Annotated in this window: 18 protein-coding genes; 10 read left to right on the forward strand and 8 right to left on the reverse strand. The window is 58.6% G+C overall.

Annotation, left to right across the window (positions count from 1 at the left end):
- The first annotated feature begins 14 nt into the window (after positions 1-14).
- Complete coding sequence (locus tag ACFKSJ_RS11205; RefSeq protein ID WP_440949881.1) at positions 15-986, forward strand: ornithine cyclodeaminase family protein; 972 nt, start codon at positions 15-17, stop codon at positions 984-986.
- On the opposite strand, the gene tes is transcribed toward ACFKSJ_RS11205, so the two are convergent.
- Complete coding sequence (tes, locus tag ACFKSJ_RS11210; RefSeq protein WP_440949882.1) at positions 946-2484, reverse strand: tetraether lipid synthase Tes; 1539 nt, start codon at positions 2482-2484, stop codon at positions 946-948. The genes ACFKSJ_RS11205 and tes overlap by 41 nt on opposite strands.
- 151 nt (positions 2485-2635) lie before the next feature.
- Between tes and ACFKSJ_RS11215 the strand changes: the two genes are divergently transcribed.
- From ACFKSJ_RS11215 to argF, 4 genes are read left to right on the forward strand one after another with little or no spacing between them, the layout of a single operon-like run.
- Positions 2636-3136: a CDP-2,3-bis-(O-geranylgeranyl)-sn-glycerol synthase gene (locus tag ACFKSJ_RS11215; RefSeq protein ID WP_440949883.1), complete on the forward strand. Its 501-nt coding sequence runs from the start codon at positions 2636-2638 to the stop codon at positions 3134-3136.
- Entirely contained in the window at positions 3130-3648 is a 519-nt protein-coding gene (pyrE, locus tag ACFKSJ_RS11220; RefSeq protein ID WP_440949884.1) for an orotate phosphoribosyltransferase, read from the forward strand. The genes ACFKSJ_RS11215 and pyrE overlap by 7 nt, the downstream gene beginning before the upstream one ends.
- A 29-nt stretch (positions 3649-3677) precedes the next feature.
- Positions 3678-4970: a phosphoribosylamine--glycine ligase gene (gene purD, locus ACFKSJ_RS11225; RefSeq protein WP_440949885.1), complete on the forward strand. Its 1293-nt coding sequence runs from the start codon at positions 3678-3680 to the stop codon at positions 4968-4970.
- Positions 4967-5878 (forward strand): ornithine carbamoyltransferase, encoded by a 912-nt coding sequence (gene argF, locus ACFKSJ_RS11230; RefSeq protein WP_440949886.1) that lies wholly within the window; start codon positions 4967-4969, stop codon positions 5876-5878. Before purD ends, argF begins: the two co-directional genes overlap by 4 nt.
- An 88-nt stretch (positions 5879-5966) precedes the next feature.
- Here the strand turns inward: argF and ACFKSJ_RS11235 are convergent, their stop codons facing one another.
- Positions 5967-7004: a glycosyltransferase family 2 protein gene (locus ACFKSJ_RS11235; protein ID WP_440949887.1), complete on the reverse strand. Its 1038-nt coding sequence runs from the start codon at positions 7002-7004 to the stop codon at positions 5967-5969.
- A gap of 124 nt (positions 7005-7128) precedes the next feature.
- Between ACFKSJ_RS11235 and ACFKSJ_RS11240 the strand changes: the two genes are divergently transcribed.
- Positions 7129-7584: a flavodoxin family protein gene (locus tag ACFKSJ_RS11240; protein ID WP_440949888.1), complete on the forward strand. Its 456-nt coding sequence runs from the start codon at positions 7129-7131 to the stop codon at positions 7582-7584.
- Positions 7585-7733: 149 nt separating this feature from the next.
- On the opposite strand, the gene ACFKSJ_RS11245 is transcribed toward ACFKSJ_RS11240, so the two are convergent.
- From ACFKSJ_RS11245 to ACFKSJ_RS11255, 3 genes are all read right to left on the reverse strand, one after another.
- The gene (locus tag ACFKSJ_RS11245; RefSeq protein ID WP_440949889.1) at positions 7734-8405 is read right to left on the reverse strand and encodes a DUF4013 domain-containing protein; all 672 of its coding nucleotides are present in this window, start codon (positions 8403-8405) and stop codon (positions 7734-7736) included.
- Positions 8406-8785: 380 nt separating this feature from the next.
- Entirely contained in the window at positions 8786-9505 is a 720-nt protein-coding gene (locus ACFKSJ_RS11250; RefSeq protein WP_440949890.1) for a DUF4013 domain-containing protein, read from the reverse strand.
- Positions 9506-10061: 556 nt separating this feature from the next.
- Positions 10062-10325, reverse strand: a complete 264-nt coding sequence (locus tag ACFKSJ_RS11255) for a hypothetical protein (protein ID WP_440949891.1) — start codon at positions 10323-10325, stop codon at positions 10062-10064.
- A gap of 304 nt (positions 10326-10629) precedes the next feature.
- Between ACFKSJ_RS11255 and ACFKSJ_RS11260 the strand changes: the two genes are divergently transcribed.
- Positions 10630-11034, forward strand: coding sequence for a pyridoxamine 5'-phosphate oxidase family protein (locus ACFKSJ_RS11260; RefSeq protein WP_440949892.1), 405 nt, complete (start codon positions 10630-10632; stop codon positions 11032-11034).
- Positions 11035-11063: 29 nt separating this feature from the next.
- On the opposite strand, the gene purH is transcribed toward ACFKSJ_RS11260, so the two are convergent.
- On the reverse strand, positions 11064-12548 hold the full coding sequence (gene purH / locus ACFKSJ_RS11265; protein WP_440949893.1) for a bifunctional phosphoribosylaminoimidazolecarboxamide formyltransferase/IMP cyclohydrolase: 1485 nt from the start codon (positions 12546-12548) through the stop codon (positions 11064-11066).
- A gap of 225 nt (positions 12549-12773) precedes the next feature.
- On the opposite strand from purH, the gene ACFKSJ_RS11270 reads away from it, so the two are divergent.
- Genes ACFKSJ_RS11270 through dnaJ form a run of 3 tightly spaced genes read left to right on the forward strand, consistent with a single transcriptional unit; the run spans position 12774 to position 16312 of the window.
- On the forward strand, positions 12774-13319 hold the full coding sequence (locus ACFKSJ_RS11270; RefSeq protein ID WP_440949894.1) for a nucleotide exchange factor GrpE: 546 nt from the start codon (positions 12774-12776) through the stop codon (positions 13317-13319).
- Between the two features lie 4 nt (positions 13320-13323).
- Entirely contained in the window at positions 13324-15165 is a 1842-nt protein-coding gene (gene dnaK, locus ACFKSJ_RS11275; protein WP_440949895.1) for a molecular chaperone DnaK, read from the forward strand.
- Positions 15166-15169: 4 nt separating this feature from the next.
- A complete protein-coding gene (dnaJ, locus tag ACFKSJ_RS11280) occupies positions 15170-16312 on the forward strand; it encodes a molecular chaperone DnaJ (protein ID WP_440949896.1) in 1143 nt (380 codons plus the stop codon).
- A gap of 34 nt (positions 16313-16346) precedes the next feature.
- Here dnaJ and ACFKSJ_RS11285 read toward each other — a convergent pair whose 3' ends face one another.
- A complete protein-coding gene (locus ACFKSJ_RS11285; protein WP_440949897.1) occupies positions 16347-17063 on the reverse strand; it encodes a DUF169 domain-containing protein in 717 nt (238 codons plus the stop codon).
- A gap of 50 nt (positions 17064-17113) precedes the next feature.
- Positions 17114-17926, reverse strand: a complete 813-nt coding sequence (locus tag ACFKSJ_RS11290) for an NAD(+)/NADH kinase (RefSeq protein WP_440949898.1) — start codon at positions 17924-17926, stop codon at positions 17114-17116.
- Between the last annotated feature and the right edge of the window lie 3 nt (positions 17927-17929).

Consider the following 17929-nt stretch of genomic DNA (forward strand, 5'->3'; position numbering starts at 1 on the left):
GCCTCTTCTCCGGTATGTTGAATACTCGGGCGGGATCAGTCACTGATATGCAGTACTATGACCATCCCGAGGAGGGGATAGATCTCACGGCGGTGAACTCTGCGGTCGAGGCGGTCTTCGCCGCCCATGGACGGGGGGAAGTGCAGATGCCGCCCAAGATCTATCTCACCTTCCCGCAGGGGGACCTCCGCACGATGCCGGCCTTCATCCCATCACTGGACCTGGCCGGGGTAAAGATCGTCAATGTCCACCCGGGGAACCGCACCGCCGGGCTGCCGACGGTGATGGCGCTGCTGGTGCTGATCGATCCGGCCACCGGGTATCCACGGGCCCTGCTGAACGCGACCAGGCTGACAGACCTTCGGACTGGAGCAGCCGGGGCCGTCGCCGCCCATTACCTGGCCAGAGAAGATGCGGTCGTCGTCGGGATGGTCGGAGCCGGCATGCAGGCCGGGACCCAGCTCGAGGCGCTGGCCTGTGTTCGGACGATCTGGGAGGTGAAGGTATGGTCCCGCTCGCCCGAGCATGCAGCCGCTTTTGCAGCGGCCTATCCCCGGTTCCATGCGAGGGCTCTCCCGCTGGCCGAGGTCTGCGACTGTGACATCCTGGTCACCACGACCCCCTCGACGACCCCGATTATCCAGAGGGAGTGGATCCGGCCGGGAACGCATATCAATGCGATCGGCGCCGATGCACCCGGCAAGGAGGAACTCGATCCGGCCCTGCTGAATGCTGCCGCGGTCTATGTCGACGACCTGGCGCAGGCCGTCCATTCAGGGGAGGTGAACGTGCCGATCCGCCGGCATACCTATTCGGTTGAAGCGATCAGGGGGACGATCGGCGCGGTGGTGCTCGGTAAAATAGGACGATCCGATGATCGGGAGATCACGGTCTTTGACTCGACTGGCCTTGCGATTCAGGACCTGGCCATCGCCGAGGTCGCCCTCAGGACGGAGGGACACTGGACAGAACTGCCGTTTCCGTAGCGACCTTCTCCGTCCCTGATGGAGTTGCCTGTCTCTCGGGGAGCGGCCTGGCGTACTGTTTCCAGACCTGTTCGCGATAGACCGGCCCCGAGTTGTAGGTGCAGAAGGGGATCATCCTCCCGTCCGGGGTTGCATAGTGGATACAGCACCGCTGCACCCGGTCCAGATCGTAGTTGTAGTCGTCCATAAAATGCATCGTACCGATGAAGAGGGCGTTCCAGTGGAACTCGCGGAGTGCGTCGAAGTTCTGCTTGATGAGCGTGGTCGCGATCAACCGCCAGATCTCGCCGGTCTTCCCGGAGTCCCCTTTCTTGAGCGATGCATGGATATCCTTGACCCCTTCGAGGAGGGCCCTGTACTTGCTGATCGAGCCGCCCTTTGCGAGGGTCATGGCCATGTGGTCGACGGACTCGAGGAACTTCTCGACATCGATCATCCGGTTCACCGGCACGATTTCGTCCCCGTTGACAAATATGTATGTCGCCGCCCCGCAATGCTGGTGGGCCGTGAAGGCTACCTGCGGTCTGCCGGTGTACTCCTCGACCAGGTGGGTGAACGGAGCCACACAGGGGATCGGGTAGAAGTCATCCTGCCTGAGTGCACCATCGGTCTGGGCTTCGATGTTGGCGGTCAGGTCTGGAATCGTTACACGCTCCTTGGCCACATCATCGGCGCTGGCCGCCCCGGTGAAGGCGACCGGCTGGAAGTTCACGCCCCTGACCACCTTGATGTTCGCAGCGGCGTACCTGATGATCGCACCGACTTCCTGGTCGTTTCTGCCGCGGATCACGGTCGGTACCAGTACCACGCCCATCCCGACCTCGGCGCAGTTGTCGACCGCCTTTCTGCTGGTGGCGAGGATCGGGTTTGTCTCCTCCGATATGCCGTCGAAGTGGAGGTAGATCGTCGAGAGGCCTGCGTCCTTCAACTGCTGGACCAGCGCGATATCCTTTGCGAGCCGTATCCCGTTGGTGGCGATCTGCACCTGGGAGAACCCGAGGGCCTTCGCCTCGCGGATCAGGTCGGGGAGATCCTCCCGCATCGTCGGTTCCCCGCCTGAGAACTGCACGGCCGGCGGGGGGACCGGCCGTTCGTTCCGAAGGTTCTTCATCATCCCGACGATATCGGAGAAGGTCGGCTCGTAGATGAACCCGCAGGCCCGTGCATTGGCGAAACAGAAGTCGCAGTTCAGGTTGCACCGGTTGGTCACATCGATGTTCGCAAGCAGAGTGGCTGAATGATGACCTGAACAGAGTCCGCAGTTCTGGGGACAGGTGTCAGATTCACCGGGGGCGACCGGTCCGTCTATCCCGGTCCCCACCGTTTCATATTCCTGGAAACGGTGATACATCCTGCTGTCCGACCAGTACAGGCTCCTGATGAAGCCGTGGTCGGGGCAGGTCCTCTCCAGCCAGATCTTATTGTCCTCTTCCACAATGGTGGCATCAAGCACGCGTTTGCATGCCGGGCAGAGGCTCTTTGTCTTTTTAACCAACATAACTGTCCACCGGTGCACTCTCTGTAATCAGTATATACTCTCTTCGTTTCGATACCTTAATATTTACATCTGCGCCTAAGTACTGAACACGGGAGTCTCTATTATTAGTACCGAGTACCTTATCATACCATTACTTTCAGCGCTCTGGCTCATGCTCCCTGCCTATCTCCCGAATCCAGCAGCGGCCTTCTTTGGAGGTGGAATCCCAATCGACGGCGGACGACGATGGTCCGATGGACGGCGGCTGCTCGGCGACGGCAAGACCTGGCGTGGTCTGATCTGTGGAGTCCTCTCTGGGGTTCTCCTCGGGCTGATCCAGGTCTCTGTGCAGGACGCAGGGATCCTGGCCTGGCTCCCCCGGCTTACGGTACTCTCGGTGGTGCTGCTGGCCGTCGGGGCCCTGGCTGGAGACATGGTCAAGAGTTTTGTGAAGCGACGGATCGGTAAGGAACGGGGTGCTGCATGGCCCATCGCAGACCAGTACGACCTTGTCGCAGGGTCGCTGCTGCTGCTGCTGATCGGGGATTTTGGGTTCGCTGCAGTCCACCTGACCATTCCGGTGGTCTTCTGGATCCTGCTTTTAACCCCGCTCCTCCATAGGGCCGCGAATTTGATCGGATATGCTACAGGAGTCAAGGATGTACCATGGTGAATGAAAAGACAATCACAGAACTGCTGATCGAGTACAGGGCCATCGAGTTTGGGGACTTCATCCTCGCTTCAGGTGCCATCAGCAGGTATTATATCGATATCAAGACGGCGATGACGCATCCTAAACTTCTGGAACGAGTTGGAAAGGAGTTCTCAGAGCGGGGTTCCTTTGATGTCGTCGCAGGGGTCGCCGTCGGCGGGGTTCCGCTGGCCGTGGCCACCGGGCTGGCTGCCGGCAAGGAGTACGCAATCGTTCGGCAGGCTGCCAGGGACCATGGCAAGTCCGGGGTGATCATCGGGGATATCAAGGGCAGAAAGGTGCTGCTGGTCGAGGATGTGACCACTTCCGGGGGATCGGCTCTGTACGGTGTTGAGCAACTCCGGGAAGCCGGTGCCAGCGTGACGACGGTGATGACCGTGGTGGATCGTGAGCAGGGGGCCGTCGAGGCCCTGGCCGCTGTCGGCGTGAAACTGGTGCCGCTGGTCAGGGTCAGCGAGCTCCTCGACCTGTAATCAGTTTTTTCTAACGTGGGTTCGTATACATGGTTATGAAGATGCTGGTTGTGGGTGGTGGCGGCAGAGAGCATGCAATCACCAGGGCACTCGCCCGCAACAGTCAGGTGGCTGTCCACGCAGTGATGGGACGGCTGAATCCAGGGATCGCCGATCTCGCGGCAGCGGTGGAGCTGATCCGGGAGACTGATGTTGAGGCCGTGGTCAGGTATGCCCGTGAGCAGGGGATCGATGGTGCCGTGATCGGCCCGGAGGCCCCTCTTGAAGCAGGCATTGTGGACCAGCTGAACGAGGCCGGCATCCCTGCCGTCGGACCGACCCGGGCGGCAGCCAGGATCGAGACCGATAAGGCCTTCTGTCGGGATCTGATGGAGGAGCACCAGATCCCGGGCCGACCCGGGTACCGGGTCTTCCATAACACTGCCGAAGCCTGCCGGTTTGTCAGGGACTATCCCGGCGACCTGGTCGTAAAGCCGATCGGGCTGACCGGCGGTAAGGGCGTCCGGGTGATGGGCGAGCAGGTCGACCGGGAGGGTGCGCTCGCCTATGTCCGGGAACTGGCCGGCGAGGTGGTCATCGAGGAGCGGCTCCTCGGCGAGGAGTTCACACTGATGGCCTTTGTGGACGGAACACACCTGGTCCCGATGCCGCTGGTCCAGGATCACAAACGGGCCCTGGAAGGGGACTTGGGGCCGAACACCGGCGGGATGGGTGCTTACTCGATGCCAGATCACCGGCTCCCGTTCGTCACCGGGCAGGACTCCGCTTCCGCCCTCTCGATCATGGAGCAGGTGGTCGGGGCGATGGCAGAGGAGGGGCTCCCGTACAAGGGGATCCTGTACGGGCAGTTCATGGCCACGGCCACGGGGCCGATGGTCGTCGAGTTCAATGCCCGGTTCGGGGATCCGGAGGCGATGAACGTCCTCTCGCTCCTCGACTCAGACCTGTCAGAGGTCGTCTTTGGGATCGCCGACGGCACCCTGAACAGCACGCAGGTCTCGTTTTTGAAGAAGGCGACGGTCTGCAAGTACCTGGTGCCCGAGGGCTACCCGGCCGCTCCGATGACCGGTGCCCCGTTCACGATCGGAGCGTACGGAGACGCCAGGCTCTTCTATGCGAACGTCGACAAGAAGGATGGGCAACTCTGCACCTCCTCCTCGCGGACACTGGCATTCGTCGGGATCGGAGAGACCCTGGCGGAGGCCGAGGAGACCGCAGAACAGGCGGCCTCTGCGGTGCAGGGTCCTGTCTACCACAGAAGAGATATCGGGACTGACGGGCTGCTGGCCCGGCGATGCGCCCATATGAGGGAGATTCGATGAAGAGAGACCTTATCTCAATCCTTGATCTCGAGGCAGAGGACCTTGAGCAGATCATGCAGGACGCGGCGGCGCTGAAAGCGCTGCGAAAGGAGGGAAAGGAACACCCGGTCTTAGCGGGGAAGAACCTGGCGATGATCTTTGAGAAGCCGTCGACCAGGACCAGGATCTCGTTCGAGGTCGGGATGAACGATCTCGGCGGTCACGCCCTGCACCTGAACCACAAGGACATGCAGCTCGGCCGCGGTGAGGAGGTCCGGGACACGGCCCGCGTCATCTCACGGTATGTCTCGGGCGTGATGATCCGGGCATTCCTGCACAGCACTATCGAGGAGTTCGCCGCTCATGCGACGATCCCGGTGATCAACGGTCTCTCGGATAAGGAGCACCCCTGCCAGCTGCTGGCCGACATCTTCACGATCCGGGAGTACTTCGGGTCGACCGAGGGGATCCGGGTGGCCTGGGTTGGGGACGGAAACAATGTTTGCAACTCCCTGATCCTGGCCTCCGGGCTAACCGGGATGGACCTCCGGATCGCCACCCCCGAGGGGTACCGCCCTGACCCTGCCGTGGTGGACCGGGGGAGAACGGTCGGGGGCAAGGTGGCGGTCTTCAACTCGCCGGAGGAGGCGGTGAAGGACGCCGAGGTGATCTTCACCGACACCTGGATCTCGATGGGCGATGAGACCCAGCAGGCCCAGCGGGTGAAGGCCTTCGCCGGGTATACGGTCGACGAGGGGCTGCTGAAGTCGGCAGACCCTGATGCGATTGTGATGCACTGCCTGCCTGCGCACCGCGGCCAGGAGATCACCGACGAGGTGCTGGACGGCCCGCAGTCCGCAGTCTGGGATGAGGCCGAGAACCGGCTCCATGTCCAGAAGGCGGTGCTGGTCAACCTGCTCCGGACCTGATCGGTCTGGGCCGGAACTCAGATCTCAGCAATATTTTTCCATTTTTGTTTTATTAAAATTTTAAAAAGGAGTTTATTTTTCAGAATTTTCAGAGCGTCTGCGGGAGGGGTGCCGGCCCTTTGAGGCCGTCCCTGACTCCGCGGGCGTAGGCCCGGAACGCGTCAGGGCTCTTGTAGTAGAGAAGATGGATCGCGGTCGAGAGCCAGAACGAACTGATGAAGAAGACGATCAAAAAGAGCGGGTAATGCCAGCCAGCATGCCGTTTCATGAACCAGAATCGGTTTCTGGCCATGTAATAGGTCTTGATCGGGGTCTTCTTGGAGGAGGCCGAGACCTTGTGCCAGATCACTGCTGTCGGGACGTAGACGGCCGAGAACCCTGCCTTCCTTCCACGCATCACCAGGTCGTTCTCCTCGTAGTAGACGAAGTAGCCGGGGTCGAGGAGGCCGATCTGTTTCAGCATCGGGGAACGGGCGAGGAGACAGGAGCCCTCGACATAGTCGACGACCCGCTGGGTGTCGAACTGCCCCTGGTCGGGCTGGTTCTGGCCGATGTGGACGGTGTTCCCGGTCAACAGGCTGAGCTCGCCGCCGGCGAAGTTGATCACGTCCCGCCGCCCCTGGTAATCGTAGTAGCAGGTCTTGGGGCCGAGGAACCCGATCGACGGGTCCGCTTCGGCGACCTCGACGAAGGCGGCGAGGAACCGGGGGTCCACCACGGTGTCGTTGTTTAAGAAGAGGACATAGGCCGGGTCGAAGGCCCGAAGAGCATACCTGGTTCCCTGGTTGTTCGCCTCGGCGAACCCGAGGTTCCCCTGGTTGGTGATGACGGTGACGGTGCCCGGCTCAGCGTTCACATTCCCGGTGGCCGCGGCCTCCTCCGCGGTCAGTTGAGCGAACGGGATCTGTGCTGCCGGCTGCTCTGCAAAGAACGGGGAGGTGACGCCGAGCTGGCCCCGGCAGTACTCCCTGATCTTCTCCACCGAGCCGTCGGCCGACCCGTTATCCACGATCACGATCTGGATCGCGTGGTACTGCAGGTGGGAGAGGGAGGCCAGGCACTCGACGGTGTCCTTCCAACCGTTCCAGTTCACCAGCACGATCGAGACTGCAGGTTCATCACGCATGCACGTACTATCTCTTCTGCAGGCTCATCTATCTTTTCGAAGAGATAGTATAATCCGGAAGCATTTCCCATCCATCTGATGAAGCGGTGCGCTCTGCAGTCGTCGGGGCATCGGAGAGGGGATCATGAAGGTGCTGATCGTCTATCAGTCAATGCACCATGGCAACACCAGGGTGATCGCAGAGGCACTGGCCACGGCGCTGTACGCCGAGTGCCGGGAGGCAGGGCGGGTGAAGCCGCAGGATCTGCGGGGATACGACCTGATCGGGTTCGGATCGGGGATCTATTTTGGGAAGCATCACCAGTCCCTGATCAAACTCGCCGAGCGGATGCAGCCGGTTCCTGGTCAGCGGGTGTTCATCTTCTCGACCGCCGGCATCCCGTTCCTCCAGAAGCGGTGGCACCGGGCCCTGAAGGCGGCGCTGGCCGGCCACGGGGTACCGGTCTGCGGGGAGTTCTGCTCTGCCGGGTATGACACCTACGCGATCTTGGGGGTGATCGGCGGGATCCACCATGGTAGGCCCGACCAGCGGGACGTGGACCGGGCCGTGGCATTTGCAAAGGAACTCTCCGGCAGGTGACCTTGGTATATCCAAAAGACATCCCAGGATCCTCTCTTCGTAATCTATACTAACTTCAGGGTGGCAGAAACCCTTCTGATCTGCTGAAAATGGAGTACTTTTTCAGGTCGCTGAGCCCGCGGGGGAAAGTGGGTTGAATAAGGTTGAGTTCAGGCGCTATCATAGATCAGTGCCAGATACCTGCCCTCAAAGATGACAAGTGCTGCAGTGATGAAGAAGCCGATGATCCAGCCGAGGACTGGGATGGTACTGAGGAGCATCACCACAAATTTGACGATTGCGCTGACAATGTAGAGGATGACCAGGGCGATAATATAATCCATCCAGCTGATCCTGCTGATCGTCTCGAGAATGGCGTTGAAGTTGAAGGCTTCGCTGAGCGATCCGGTCCGGGTAAACCGGACCATGCCGATGATCGCGATGAAGCCGATGACCAGTCCTACGATCAGAGCAATGAAGAGGCCACTTATCCCAGAGGCTAGGAGACCTAATATCATACCCAGATCCCAGTTCGTACTCCCTGATGTGATGATGGCGAGGATGCCGAGCCCGCTGAAGATCAGAAAGATAACGATCGCTGGAATCATATAGACCAGCCCGACGATGAAGAGTTTCAGGCCGTCCACGAAGAGCGTCCCCCAGTCTTCCAGTTCAGGAGCCGGCCTTGTGCCCCGGATAATCTCCATCATGTACCCAAGGGAGATGAAGTTCACAATCGGGATGGCTGTGACGATCGTCAGCAGAAGCCATCGCATCCATTTCTCGATAAGCGCCTCGCGCGTATACTCGAATGCATCTAAAACCATGTTTCCATAATCCATACAAAAAACCTTCTCTTGGGTAATACGGATGTAGTGAACTGGATGAAATTAAACGTATCTGTAATATTTTGGTAAAGGTCGGTAGATTATCTGAAAAAACCCCCCATCTCTGGTGAAAAATCCGATGCATTAGATGATCACTGTGGATAATCTGGTCCGCCCTGAATAATATCCGATAGTGACCCAAGAAACAACCGGTAATAATAAAACATTCAATAGGTGTGTTTTTCACAACGTGAGGGGCAATTACTCAAAGAATTTCATTCAGATTTTCTGAAATTAATTATCATTTATACCCCGGATCACTACCGAATTGTTGAAAATAGATGACTTCTCTCCGATCACTGATCCGGGAAAAATTGAGTGAATGGGGGTTGATTTCAGGTGCTGTCGTAAACTTCCGTCAGATACCGGGCTTCAAAGATGTACAGTGGTACGACGATGATGAGGCTGATGATCATGCTGAGTAAGGAGCCGACGATCACACCGATTATCGGGATGAAACTGAGGATTGCCGTCACAATGGTGGTGATGATCGTCAACACAATCTCAACGACCACAATGGAGATGAAGAGGATGACCAGGGCGATGATGTAGTCCACCCAGCCGATCCTGCCGATCGTCTCGAGGATGGCACTGAAGTTGAAGGCCTCGCTGATCGATCCTGTCCTGGTGAACCTGATCACGCCGATGGCCGCGATGATCCCGATGAGCAGGGCGACGATCAGGGCGAGGAAGATGCCACCCATCAGAGAGGCGATCGCACCTGCAGCCATTGCCGAGTTTCCACCTGCATCCCCTGAAGCAATCATGCCGAGGACGCCAAGCCCACCGAAGATTGCAATGATAACGAGCACCGGGATCATGTAGATCAGCGTGACGATGAAGAGTTTCAGGCCGTCCACAAAGAGCGTACCCCAGTTCTCCAGTTCAGGTGCCGGCCTGGTGCCCCGGTAGATCTCCATCATATACCCCATAGAGATGAAGTTCACAATCGGGATGATCGTGACGATCGTCAGTAGTACCCATCGCATCCATTTCTCGATAAGCGCCTCGCGCGTATACTCGAATGCATCTGAAATCATATTTCCATAATCCATACAAAACACCTTCTTTGATTAATGCAGATGTAGTGAACTGGATGAATTTAAACATATCTATTCCTTCCTGGGAAAAATCGATGGATCACCAAAAAAAACAGGATTAACCCCCATTCTGGCGAAAGATTCAATATGTTGAATGATTTATGAGGACAACTTGATTCATTCAACTGTGATCAGTTCTTCTTATGAAACCCTGTTACCATAATCTAACGCAACATGTATCTTGGGTAGGAGTTACGACATCCCCACTTTATGGCGGTTGTCGTGGCTTGGAGAGAGATGACAATATTTTCAGCAGTACTTTTAAAGGAACTACAGGATTTGTGAGACACTACCTTTTCACAACCAGATATTAGTTGACTGATTAGAATCTGTGAATCCGCAGATCCAGAATATACACAAAGACTTTATTATTTTTAGCATCGAGTGCGGAGAGTACGCATGGGTTGTGGGGATTAAAATCAAAACTGGAATGATGCAAAAATAGTTTACTTTTTATTGGATGAAAAATGTGGAGTTTTCACGTATTGAAAAAGAAGTTGTAACCATTTATTTATTCATCAATCTTGATATGGATTTCTTTTCTCCCGGAGTAATGACGATATAATGCATAAATTAGATTGCCAATTCCTACAGTCCACCAGATTGTGAAGATAGCGACAACGACATGCCCCATAAGGCTCCCCCATCCTCCTTCCTGTCTCATGATGGCCATACGATCATTGCTACTTTCCAGAGTCCAACCGGCGGTCTCATAATCTTCGATAGTATTCTGCATTTTTTCGGGCTGTATCCGTTTAACACTAATCGCTGTCATTTTTACCACCTTTCCATTTTTCGTAATTGATAATGAAGTATTATAAACGGGTATTTAATTTGGATGGTCTTAAGCGTATCTATTGTATTATGGTACCAACCAGCTGTTTACTTGAAAACCAGGAATGACCCCCACTCTGACGAAAGATACGAAATATCTGGTGACCTCTGGGGGTAACCAGATCCACTCATCCATGATCAATTCCTCTCCAGATACCTGGTGACGATCTTCATCCGCAACATCTATTGGGGATCAGGATTATGATATCACCGTCCGGCAGCAGCGCCGTGGACGGGAGAGAGAGATGACTATACTGACTGATGAGATGAAGGAGATTATTACAAAGGTGAAGGTCTTTCCGGCGGCGACCGCATCAAAGGCCGGGATTCCGAATGTGGCCCCGATGGCATCCGTGATGCTCCGTGGCGAGGATACGATCTGGATCGGGGACAACTACATGCTCAAGACGCTGGCGAACCTGAAAGAGAACCCGGTGCTGGCCGTCTATGCCTGGGACCCGGAGTCGAAGAAGTGCCTGCAGATGAAGGGCGAGGTGACGATCAGGACCGAGGGGGCCGAGTACGAAGAGATGCGGGCCGTGCTCAGAGCAAAGAACGAGGCGTTCCCGGCAAAATCGCTGATCATCCTGAAGGTGACCGAGGTCTTCACCTGCGTCCCGGGAAAGGACGCAGGGAAGAAGATCGCCTGAGCGCCTCACAGTCCCTTTCCAAATTTTTATTAATGCCTGAAGTAGCGGGTCCCGGTGAAGACCATCGCGATGTTGAGTTTGTTGGCCGCTGCGATCACCTCGTCGTCCCGGATCGAGCCGCCCGGCTGGATCAGAGCCGTCGCCCCGGCCTTTGCTGCGACTTCAAGGGTGTCAGCGAACGGCAGGAACGCATCGGAGGCAACGGCTGAACCGTTGAGCGGCCCTGCGGCCTTCTCGATGGCGATCTTCGCCGAGTCGACCCTGGACATCTGCCCGGCCCCGATCCCGAGTGTCCTGGTCTGGTCTGCAAAGATGATCGTGTTCGACTTGGTGTGCTTGCAGACCTTCCATGCCAGCCGGAGGGCCTGCATCTCCTCTTCGGTCGGCTCTCGCTCTGAGACGACCGTCCAGTTCTCCTGGTGCGGCGGCGTCCGCTGGACCAGCAGCCCGCCATCGATCGACCTGACCTCGTCGGCCTGCACCGGAGCCGGCAGCACCAGCACCCGCATATTCTCCTTCTTTTGCATGATCACGAGCGCCCCAGGGGAGAACGAGGGGGCGGCCACGACCTCGACGAAGGTCCCGCAGAGATCCTCTGCGAGCGCAGCGTCCACCTCCCGGTTCAGGGTGACCACCGAGCCGTAGGCCGACTGCGGGTCGACCTCCCGTGCTGAGAGGTAGGCGGCCCTGATATCCTCGCCGATCGAGACCCCGCACGGGTTGTTGTGCTTGACGATCACCGCTGCCGGCCCGTCGAACTCCCGCAGCAGTCCCACTGCGGCATTCAGATCCAGGTAGTTGTTGTACGACATCTGCTTGCCCTGCAGCGGCTCCTGGTCGGCGATCCCGGATTCGCCGTAGACGGCCGCCTGCTGGTGGGGATTCTCGCCGTACCGCAGCGTCCTGCCGTTCCGGAACTGGACTGAGTAGACCGGCGGGAAGCTCCCCTCCAGGCTGTAGAGATGGTTGCTGATCGCCGCGTCGTAGGACGCGGTCCGTGCAAAGGCCATCTTGGCCAGCACCAGCCGTTCGTCCTCGGTGAACCCGCCGCGTTTCACCGCTTCGATGACCGTCCCATACCTGGAAGGGTCGGTCACGACGGCGACGTCGTGATAGTTCTTGGCAGCCGCCCGGATCATCGCGGGACCACCGATGTCGATGTACTCGATCAGGTCGGGGAGGGGCAGGGCCTTGGCCGCCATCATCTCAAAGGGGTACAGGTTCACGACCAGCAGGTCGATCGCTTCGATTCCGTGTTCGGCCATCACCTCATCATCGATCCCACGCCTGCCGAGCAACCCGCCATGGATCTTCGGATGGAGGGTCTTCAGCCGCCCGCCCATCATCTCAGGCGAGCCGGTGTATGCCGAGACCTCGGTGAAGGGGATATGCGCCTCCTTGAGCACTGCGCCAGTGCCACCAGAGGAGAGGAGGTTCATCCCGCTCTCTACGAGAGCCTTTGCCAGGTCTACGATCCCTGTCTTGTCCCAGACAGACAACAGTGCCCATTTCATGGTCAATACTATGGAACCCTTTCCTTATAGCCTCTCGGGATGGTCACCGTATTCTGCAGGATCACGCTGTTCCTGGGAGATACTTATTCGCTGTCCCGGGTTTTATCTGCGGATCTGCGGTGATTTCGCAGAGATTCAGGATGTGTCGCCAATGCATGCGACGATGGCCTCAGGTTAGGGATATGTTTATATAGAACTACTATACAATAGATATTGGGTCTGATTATGGGAACTGAAAAAGTAGAAGATACAGCAGAGAATCAGCATGGATCTTCAACAGCCGGCACGGCCGCAGATAAGGCCGCTGACCAGACGTCCCAATCACCCGGTACCGACGAGCTGAAGAAGGCTTATAGCGAGTTGAATGACCAGTTTCTCCGGCTTGCCGCAGATTTTGACAATTACAAGAAGCGGATGGCAAAGGAACAGAATCTTCGGATCACCACAGCCATCGAGCAGTTCACCGTTGAGATACTTGAGGTGATGGACAATCTGGAACGTGCAGAGAAGACCGATGATGCGCACCTTCGTGAAGGGCTCAACCAGATCAGAAAACTCTTCATGGCCATCCTCGGCCGGCACGGCATCCAGCCGATCGATTGTCTGAACGAGCCGTTCGATCCGGCTGCCCATGAAGCGATTGCGTACGTCCCTGCCGATGCAGCGGACGGCGTGGTGATCGATCAGGTCGCCCGCGGGTACCGGATGGATGACAGGATTATCAGATGCGCAAAAGTCGCAGTTTCAAAAGGAAATAACAGGGAGGCATAAAATTATGGTGAAAGAGAAAGTAATCGGCATCGACCTTGGAACCACCTTCTCGTGCATGGCGATCATGGAGGCCGGCAAGCCGGTCGTGATCCCGAATGCAGAGGGGGGTCGGACCACCGCATCAGTGGTCGCGTTCACAAAAGAAGGGGAACGGCTCGTTGGAAACCTGGCCAAACGGCAGGCGATCACGAACACCGGCAGGACGATCATGTCGATCAAGCGGAAGATGGGGACCTCCGAGACGGTCCAGATCGACGACAAGAAGTACTCCCCGCAGGAGATCTCTGCGATGATCCTGCAGAAACTGAAGATGGACGCCGAGGCCTACCTGGGCGAGAAGATCACCAAGGCCGTCATCACGGTCCCGGCGTACTTCAACGACGCCCAGCGGCAGGCCACCAAGGACGCCGGTCAGATCGCCGGCCTCGAGGTGCTCCGGATCATCAACGAGCCGACCGCCAGTGCGCTGGCCTATGGTGTCGACAAGGAGCAGGAAGCGACGGTGCTGGTCTACGACCTCGGCGGCGGCACCTTCGATGTCTCGATCCTGACGCTCGGCGACGGCGTCTTCGAGGTGAAGTCGACGGCCGGGAACAACCACCTCGGCGGCGATGACTTCGACAAGAAGATCATCGACTACCTGGTCGATGAGTTCAAGAGGACCGAGGGGGTCGACCTCAGAAAGGACGTGATCGCCCTGCAGCGGCTCCGCGATGCCGCAGAGAACGCGAAGATCGAGCTCTCGACGGTTCAGAAGACGACCATCAACCTCCCTTACATCACCACCGATGCCAGCGGCCCCAAGTTCCTGGATATCGACCTGACCCGTGCCAAGTTCGAGCAGCTGGTCGGGGACCTAGTCGAGTCCACGATCGGTCCGGTCAAGCAGGCCCTCGCCGATGCCAAGTTAACGGCTGCAGATATCGACCATGTGCTGCTGGTCGGCGGTCAGACCAGGACCCCGTTCGTCCAGGAGACCGTCAAGAAACTGCTCAACAAGGAGCCCGACAAAGGGGTCAACCCTGACGAGGTCGTCGGCCTCGGTGCCGCGATCCAGGCTGCGGTGCTGACCGGTGAAGCGAAGGATATCGTCCTGCTGGATGTCACCCCGCTGACCCTCGGTATCGAGACCCTCGGCGGCATCTCTACCAAGCTGATCGAGCGGAACACCACGATCCCGACCCGGAAGAGCCAGATCTTCAGCACGGCCGCAGACGGCCAGACCAGTGTCGAGATCCACGTGGTTCAGGGTGAGCGTGCACTCGCCAAGGACAACTTCACCCTCGGCAAGTTCCAGCTGACCGGCATCCCGCCGGCCCCCCGGGGTATCCCGCAGATCGAGGTCACCTTTGACATCGACTCCAACGGGATCATCCATGTCTCGGCCAAGGATCTCGGCACCGGCCATGAGCAGGCGATCTCTATCAAAGGAGACAAGAAGCTCTCCGAAGACGACATCAACAAGATGGTCAACGATGCCAAGGCCTTTGAAGAGGACGACAAGAAGAAGCGGGACGAGATCGAGATCCGCAACGCCGCAGACACTGCCGTCTTCACTGCAGAGAAGATGCTGAAGGACAACCCGGACGCGATCGAGGCCGAGGACAAGCAGAAGATCGAGGACGGCGTCGCGGCGCTGAAGAAGGCGCTCGAGGCAGACGACCTGGAGGCTATCAAGAAGGAGATGGAGCCGCTGACCGAGGCGGTATACGCAGCCACGACCAAGATCTACCAGAAGGCCCAGGCGGCAGTGGCCGAGCAGCAGGCAGCCGCAGGGCCTGAAGGGGCCGCCCAGAAGCAGGACGACACCGTCGTCGACGCCGACTACAAAGTCAAAGAAGAGTGAGTAGATGGGTGCGGGAGACTACTACGAGATCCTTGAGGTCCCACGAACAGCAGGCGAGAAGGAGATCAAGAAGGCGTACCGCAACCTTGCACGGAAGTACCACCCCGATGTCTGCAAAGAGGCAGGGGCTGAGGAGAAGTTCAAGCAGATCAACGAGGCCTACAGTGTCCTCTCTGATGAGCAGAAGAGGGCCCAGTACGACCAGATGGGGCATGAGACCTTCACCAACGCCTCCAAGGGGTCGTACGCCGGTGGCGGCGGGGCCTATGGCGGCGGGTTCAACGCCGACTTCTCCGGCTTCGGCGACATCTTCGATACCTTCTTCGGCGGTGCCCGGGGCGGAGGCCCCCGGGGGCCGCAGCGCGGTGACGACCTGCTGATGCGGATCCAGATCCCGCTCGATCAGGCCGTGGCCGGGGTGGACCGGGAGATCGAGGTCTACCATACCGAACCCTGCGAGGCCTGCGGGGGGACCGGCAGTGAGACCAGGAATCTGCACACCTGTACCCGATGCGGGGGTTCAGGACAGATGCGGCAGGCGAGCCAGACGATCTTCGGCCAGTTCGTCAGGACGGCCCCCTGTACCGAGTGCGGGGGTCGGGGACGGGTCCCAGACAAGGTCTGTAAGCCCTGCGGTGGTTCGGGCCACACCCGCGTACGCAGAAAGGTGAACGTCCATATCCCTGCCGGCATCGACAATGGCATGCGCCTCCGGATGGAGGGGTACGGAGAGGCGGGGGACTATGGAGCCCAGAACGGCGACCTCTACATCGAGGTGCAGGTGCTGCCGCATGACCGGTTCGTCAGGAGCGGCGACAACCTGGAGACTCTGGTGGAGATCTCGCCGGCCCAGGCGGTGCTCGGATCGACGATCGAGGTCCAGACGATCGACAAACGAACCGTCGAACTGAAGATCCCTGCCGGGGTCCAGTTCAACACCGCGCTGAAGATCCCTGGCGAAGGGGTCAAACGACGGGGCCGGCCGGGTGACCTGCTGGTCAGGGTCAGGATCGTCACCCCGAAGCAGCTGAAGGACGAGGAGAAGGAACTGTACCGCCAGATCCTCGAGATCGAAGGAAAGAAGCACCAGAAGTCCGGGAAGAAAGGATTCTTCCAGGACATCATGGGCAAGGTGAAGGATCGCTGATCCTTCCCCGCCTTTTTTGCTCTGCTCTATTCTCTTATTTTTTCTGCGAGCCCGGTGCGGCGCAGACGATCCTCAGTGCGTCGACGATCTCGTCGAGCCGTTCCGCCGGGAAGCCCATCACCATCTCGTCAGGGGCGATCCCAGAGAACTTCCGTGACCCGTCACAGCCGAGCGAGATGTTCATCTCTCCTGAGAGGTAGGTCAGGGCGGTCACATCGGCGCAGACCGACTGGATCCCGGCAAACGAGGGGTGCAGCCTGCCGCCGAGGTGGTACAGCGAGGCCTGGGCAAGTTTCAGCATCGCAAACGGGTTGGCGATGATCATGATCACGTGCGGGATGAACGGTGTCTTCCCGAGCGGGGCGTACATCGTCGCATAGGTGGTGCAGGGCTCGAGGTGCGGGATCTGATCGATCGTCCGCTTGCATGACGCGTCGGACTCGAACTTGCCGAGTTTGTAGTAGAACTCGCCGTCTTTGAGGCTCTGGGTGATCGGCCTGAGCCCGAGCGACCAGGCTCCTCCATTGCAGAGGTGCTTATCGGCGGTCGCATAGAAGATCTTCCCTTCCTTGCGGGCCAGGCTCACCATGCCGCAGTGCCGGATCGTCTCAGGCACCTCCTCGATCCCCTCAGGGATCGTCTCTTTGGTCGCTGCGAACCGGATGGCCACGGGCGAGCCGGAGAGCCCCAGCAGGGAGGTCAGGGCTGCTGCACTGGCTGCGTAATCAACGGTTTCGGTTGTACTGGTCATGGATCACTCGTTGCCCTGCTCAAATATAAATGGGGGGGGTCGGTGGAGGATCAGAGGTTCCGGAGTTTCTGCTCGACCTTGGAGAAGAAGTTCCTGTTCACGTCGATGAACTGCGCTGGATCCGGCGAACGGGTCACCTCGATCGTCACCTCGTCTCCGAGGTCGATCGTCCGCTGCCCGTCAAGGACCAGGTGCGCCGGTTTGCTCGCTTCCAGCCGGACTAACAGGGTTCTGGTCGAACTGATCAGGTGCGGGCGGGACGAGAGCATGTACGGTGCGAGTGGCACCAGCAGGAATCCTTCGATCCGGGGATCCACGATCGGCCCGCCGGCACTCATCGCATATGCCGTCGATCCGGTCGGGGTGCTGATCAGGAGGCCGTCCCCGCGGAACTGCTCCGCACGGACCCCGTCGACCATCACCGAGAACCTGAGCATCTTGGCCGGCCGGCTGGTCACGATCACCGCCTCGTTCAGCGCGGTCCCGAGCGGTTCACCGTTGATCGAGAGATCGATCCGCATCCGCCGCTCCACCGGGAACCCGGGTCTGAGTTTCTTCAGAAACGAGAGCGCCTCCTCTGGTTCCAGGTCGGCGAGGAATCCGACCTCCCCCCTGTTGATCCCAATTAAGGGGTGCTGGACATTCATCTGCTGCACACAGAGCAGGATCGTCCCGTCCCCGCCGATCGCCACGACTGCGTCCGGGTCTGCAGAGGCGAGAGGTACCCCCTCCCTTCCCAGTGCCGTGGCCGTGGCCGTGTCGTAGATGACCGAAAAGCCGGCCCCGGTCAGATCTGTTCCGAGCGCCCGGGTATACGCCAGCGTCTCGTCGCTGTCGATACGCGACATCAGCAGCAGTCTCATCAG

The sequence above is a fragment of the Methanosphaerula subterraneus genome, assembly GCF_052055875.1.
Classification (GTDB): domain Archaea; phylum Halobacteriota; class Methanomicrobia; order Methanomicrobiales; family Methanospirillaceae; genus Methanosphaerula; species Methanosphaerula subterraneus.